Source organism: Nonomuraea lactucae (assembly GCF_003313395.1).
In the GTDB taxonomy this organism is placed as follows: Bacteria; Actinomycetota; Actinomycetes; order Streptosporangiales; family Streptosporangiaceae; genus Nonomuraea; species Nonomuraea lactucae.
Genome location: NZ_QNFZ01000799.1, coordinates 1 through 5,186 on the forward strand (window position 1 = coordinate 1; position 5,186 = coordinate 5,186).

At 71.0% G+C, this 5,186-nt stretch carries 7 protein-coding genes; 2 read left to right on the plus strand and 5 right to left on the minus strand.

Annotated elements, in window-relative coordinates; genetic code table 11:
- Positions 1-497, plus strand: a 497-nt coding sequence (locus DQW85_RS27900) for a maleylpyruvate isomerase N-terminal domain-containing protein (RefSeq protein ID WP_205315460.1), incomplete at its 5' end; no start/stop codon positions are given.
- Entirely contained in the window at positions 494-1,150 is a 657-nt protein-coding gene (locus DQW85_RS27905) for an MBL fold metallo-hydrolase (protein ID WP_113702869.1), read from the plus strand. The genes DQW85_RS27900 and DQW85_RS27905, both read left to right, overlap by 4 nt.
- 18 nt (positions 1,151-1,168) lie before the next feature.
- Here DQW85_RS27905 and DQW85_RS27910 read toward each other — a convergent pair whose 3' ends face one another.
- The 5 genes from DQW85_RS27910 to DQW85_RS27930 all read right to left on the minus strand — a co-directional run.
- Positions 1,169-1,441 carry a hypothetical protein gene (locus DQW85_RS27910; RefSeq protein ID WP_113702870.1) on the minus strand — a complete coding sequence of 91 codons (273 nt, stop codon included), beginning with the start codon at positions 1,439-1,441 and terminating at the stop codon, positions 1,169-1,171.
- A gap of 38 nt (positions 1,442-1,479) precedes the next feature.
- A complete protein-coding gene (gene pssA, locus DQW85_RS27915) occupies positions 1,480-2,301 on the minus strand; it encodes a CDP-diacylglycerol--serine O-phosphatidyltransferase (RefSeq protein ID WP_113702871.1) in 822 nt (273 codons plus the stop codon).
- Entirely contained in the window at positions 2,288-2,929 is a 642-nt protein-coding gene (locus DQW85_RS27920; RefSeq protein ID WP_205315461.1) for a phosphatidylserine decarboxylase, read from the minus strand. The genes pssA and DQW85_RS27920 overlap by 14 nt, the downstream gene beginning before the upstream one ends.
- A 103-nt stretch (positions 2,930-3,032) precedes the next feature.
- A complete protein-coding gene (locus DQW85_RS27925; RefSeq protein WP_113702873.1) occupies positions 3,033-4,019 on the minus strand; it encodes a TerC family protein in 987 nt (328 codons plus the stop codon).
- 182 nt (positions 4,020-4,201) lie between these two features.
- Positions 4,202-5,186: glycosyltransferase (locus tag DQW85_RS27930; RefSeq protein ID WP_113702874.1), on the minus strand; the 985-nt coding region annotated here is incomplete at its 5' end.

Sequence of the window (5,186 nt, forward strand, 5' to 3'; positions counted from 1 at the left end):
CCCGCCTGGCCGCCGCGGCGGACGCCATGCCCGCGCAGGCGTGGAGCGCGCGGGTGGTGGGCCTGCGCCCGCCGCCGCACCCCGCCTGGTACGTCCTGGTACGGCGGCTGCGCGAGGTCGGCATGCACCACGTCGACCTCGACGCGGGATACGGCCCGGCCGGCTGGCCCGAGCGGTTCGTCCTCCGTGAGCTGCACGACTGCCTGCGGACCTGGCCGTACGAGGAGAGCACGGTCGGCGAGATCTCGCTGCTCGCCGGCTCCGCCGTGACGGTGACCACCTGGAAGGACCTCGGCCGGGGACCGGCGGTGGCGGGCCGGCCGGCGGACGTGCTGGCCTGGCTGACGGGCCGGTCGCGGGGCGAGGGGATTAGGGTGGTGCGGGAGGGGCGGAAGTCCGCGCCCGGGCCGGGCGTGGGCGTGCCCGCGGCTCCGCCGTGGCTGACCATGCCCGCTCCCGCTGATCTGCCCGCGACGCCCCCGGAGGACTACCCATGACCTACACAGGTGAGGTCCAGGTCGGCGGTCCCGCCGACGTCCGCGATCTGCCCGGCCTGACGATCTGCAAACTGGCGGTGGGCCCGTTCGACAACAACGCCTACCTGCTGCGCTGCACCGAGACGGGCGACGGCGTGCTGATCGACGCCGCCGCGGACGCGGACCGGCTGCTCGCCCTGATCTCCGACCGGCCGATCAGCGCCGTCGTCACGACCCACCGGCACGGCGACCACTGGCAGGCGCTGGAGCAGGTGACCAAGGTGACGGGCACGCAGACCGTCGCCCACCCGCTCGACGCGCCCGGCCTGCCGGTGCCGGTGGACCGCACGGTGGAGCACGGCGACCGGATCACGGTCGGCACGGTCACGCTCGAGGTGATCCACCTTCGCGGCCACACCCCGGGCTCGATCGCCCTCCTCTACGACGGCGGGGGCACCGAGCAGCATCTGTTCACGGGCGACTCGCTGTTCCCCGGCGGGGTGGGCAACACCGAGAACGACCCCGAACGCTTCGACCAGCTCTACGCCGACGTGGTCGAGCGGGTCTTCGACCGGCTGCCCGACGAGACGTGGGTCTACCCGGGCCACGGCAAGGACACCACGCTCGGCGCCGAACGCCCGTCGCTCCCGGAGTGGAGGGCCCGCGGCTGGTAAGCCCTGAGCGGCGGCAGGTCAGCGCGCGGCGATGACCTGGGCGATGCGCTGGGCCGCGAGCGCCGGGTCGTCGGCCAGGCCGACGACCTCGCCCCACGACCACCGGTAGAACCACCCGTCCGACAACGGCACGCAATCGACGGTCTCGGCGAGCATCGCGTTGTCGGGGTCGCAGACCCGCAGCGCCGGCGGGTAGGCGCGCAGCGAGGTGGCCAGGCCGCGCTCCTCCAGCTCCTCGGCCAGCTTGCCGAGGTAGTAGGTGCGGGTGTGCTCGCGCGGCGTGCCTGACATGACTCCATCCAACCCGAAGACGGCGGCGGACGACCGGGTCAGTCGCCCACGCGGGTGGCCTCCTTGCGCTGCTCCCGCTTGTAGAACAGCACCCGCAGCGGGATCGCGGCCACGAGGGCGATCTGCATCGACGCACCGATCTTGATGGGCAGGTCGCCGCCCTCAGGCCACGCCACCCAGAACGCCAGGAACGCCACGTTCACCATGATCCAGCCCAGCACGACCGCGGCGAGCTGCCCCTTCGGCTTGGGGTATTCGATCCGGCTGACCATCAGCCAGGCCACGCCGAGCACTCCGAGGAGCGCGGGGAGGCCGGGCTCGAAGAGCAGCACGATGGAGATCACCGTCATGGCCCCCATGGGGATGGGCAGGCCCATGAAGTCGCCGCTCTTGGTCTTGACGCAGGCGAACCTCGCCAGCCGTACGACTCCCCCGATGAGCACCGCCGCGGCGGCGGCGAGCACGGCGGCGAACGGCACCCTCTCGGTGAAACCACCCCAGATCACGACCATGAACGCGGGCGCGAAGCCGAAGCTGATGACGTCGGCGAGGTTGTCGAGCTCGGCGCCCATCGCCGAGGCGCGGAAGCGCCGGGCGACCATGCCGTCGAACAGGTCGCAGGTGGCGCCGATGAGCAGCAGCACCACCGCGGTCGCGAAGTAACTCGGCGCGGGCCGGAAGTCGCCGCCGTCCTGGAGCGAGCGGATCGCGGAGGAGGCCAGGACGCAGACGGAGAGGAAGCCGCAGAGGGCGTTGCCCAGCGAGAGCGAGTCGGCGGCCGAGAGCCGGAACGCCTTGCCGACCGGTCCTCGGGGTTCTTCGTCCTCCGCCTGCCAGCTGCCGGCGTCAGCCGTGGTCAATTCTGGTCACCCCCGCAACCGTCTTCTCGCCCACGGTGACTCCCGGCGAGATCCCTTCGGGAAGGTAGATGTCGACCCTGGAGCCGAACCTGATGAGGCCGACGCGGTCGCCCTGCGCGACCTTCGCCCCGGTGCTCAGGTACGGCACGATCCTGCGCGCCACCGCGCCCGCGATCTGCACCATCTCGACGTCGCCGAGCGCCGTCTCGAAATGCCACACCACGCGTTCGTTCTGGTCGCTGTCCTTGTTGAAAGCCGGCAGGAACCCACCCGCCACATGCTGCACGGAGGCGACATTTCCCGCAAGAGGTGCACGGTTGACGTGGACGTTCAGCGGGCTCATGAAGATCGCGACCCGGGTGCGGCCGTCGGGCCAGGGGTCGATGCTCTGCACGACCCCGTCGGCCGGAGACAGGACGCGCCCCTCGCCCGGCGCGCGGTCGGGATCGCGGAAGAACCAGAGCATGCCGCCGGTCAGCGCGCTCAGCGGCACCGCCGCGAGCGCCCATCGCCGGTGCCGGCGAGTCAACAGCGCGGTGACCACCGCGGCGGCCACCGTAGGGAAGAGCCACGGGGACACCCCGCGCGCGAGCCGCACGCGGCTCGTCTTTGCAGAATCGTCTGACACGGACAACCTTTTGTGGGACTGGACAGGGCGCTCCGCCGTGCTGTTGCAGGGTGAGCAACTATTACACGGCACAACGACACAAGCAAAGCGCCTCGAAAGCCATTTAACCAGCCCTCGTCGGAGTGCTCTCCTCGCTCTTGCGCGCGTCGACACGGGCCTTCACCAGGCTGGCCACGGTCGTGATGACCATGGTGCCGCCGATGATCGAGAGCGAGAGCCAGATGGGGACCTCGGGCGCCCAGGAGACGCCGCTGCCGTGCAGAGCCTCCGATATCAGCTTAACCCCGATGAACCCGAGGATGAACGCCAGACCGTAACTGATGTAAACAAGACGCTGCAGCAGACCGCCGAGCAGGAAGTAGAGCTGGCGCAGCCCCATCAGGGCGAAGGCGTTGGCGGTGAAGACGATGAACGGGTCGGTGGTCAGGCCGAAGATGGCGGGGATGGAGTCGAGCGCGAACAGCAGGTCGGTCGAGCCGATGGCGATCATCACGATCAGCATCGGGGTGACCATCCGCTTGCCGTCGATCTTCACGGTGATCTTGGAGCCGACGTACCCCTCCGTGGTGGGGAACGCCTTGCGCACCCACCTGAGCACCATGTTCTCGTTGAACTCCTCTTCCTCGCCCTTGAGGTGCTGACGCACGATGTTGACGGCGGTGTAGACGAGGAACGCGCCGAATACGTAGAAGAGCCAGCTGAACCGCTGGAGGGCGGCGGCGCCGAGCGCGATGAAGATGCCGCGCATGACCAGGGCGAGCAGGATGCCGACGAGCAGCACCTTGTGCTGGTAGGCCTTGGGCACGGCGAACCGGCTCATGATGATGAAGAAGATGAACAGGTTGTCGACGCTCAAGCTGTATTCGGTGATGTAGCCGGCGAAGAACTCACCCGCCTTGCCCGGCCCCTCGGTGGCCCACAGCAGCCCCCCGAAGGCCACGGCCAGCGCGACGTAGAACGTCACCCAGTATCCGGCCTGCCGCATCGAGAACTCGCGGGCCTCGCCCCGGTCGACAATCCAAAGATCAACGGCCAACACGACCAGCAGACCGCCGATCACGGCGAGATAGGCCCAGACAGGTACGCTCACGTCACCCAACCTCCGGCATGCACAAATCGACTGCCGGAGGTCTCTCCCGCCCGCCACACCGCGGACCGGCAGCCCCGGGGGCCCCGTGGAGCGGGGCTGCACCGTGATGACGAGGCTGCCGCGAAGGGATACTCCCCTCCCTTAACGCACGCAGTATACGAGAACGCGTATGCTCCGCCTAATCATTCAAGTGATCTTGACTTGACGTAGACGGCGAGCACGCCTTCGACGGCGTCGTCGGCATCGGGCAGCTCGGCTCCCCGCCGCGCCGCCGCCTCCGCCATCGCCGCCGCAGCCCGCGGGTCCTCCACCAGCTCGCGTACGGCGGAGCGCAGCGCGTCGGCGTCGCCGTACGGCACCAGCACCCCCGCTCCGCCGAGCAGGACGGGAATCCCGCCCACGGCGGTGGCGACGACCGGCCGGCCCGCCATGAGCGCCTCGCTGAGGCTGAGCGGCTGCCCCTCCCACCTGCTCGGCCAGACCACGACGGTGGCGGCGGCCAGCAGGTCGGGCACGTCGTCCCTGTCGCCGAGCAGGGTCACCGGCAGCCCCTCGGCGTCGATGCGCGCCTGCAGCGCCCCCCGCAGCGGCCCTTCCCCGGCGACCACGAACAACGGCCCGCCGAACGCGCCTCCCCCACGACGGGGGACGACCTCGCCGGCGGCAGGTCGGCCTTGGACCCCGTCCTCGCCCTCCCGACGGTGCGGGGCCTCCTCGGCAGAGCGTCCCTCGTGCCCCCCGTCGCGGCCCCCGTCGTAGCCCCTGCCGCGGCCCCTGTCGTGGGCCCCGTCGTGGCGCCCGTCCTGGTCGCTCCCGGCCCAGGGGCCGCGCGCGGCGTCGAGGAGGTTCTCCAGGCCCTTCTGCTGGGCGAGCCGGGCCACGGTCAGCACGATGGGCCGCTCGCCCGCCCCCAAGCCTTCCCGCACCTCCTCGGGCGTGCGCTTCGCGGGCCGCAGCGGCGGCGCGGGCACCACGGCCGGCCGCACGTCGCGCGCCCCCAGCTCCGCCATCCGCTCTCCGAGGTCAGGGGACACGACCAGCACGCGATCGGCCCGCCGGGCCACGATCCGCTCCAGCACCCCGTACACGAACCCGACCAGGCCGCCCGCGGTGAGCGCGTTGTGCAGGGTGACCACGAGCGGCGCAGCCCCGCGCCCCTCACGGCCG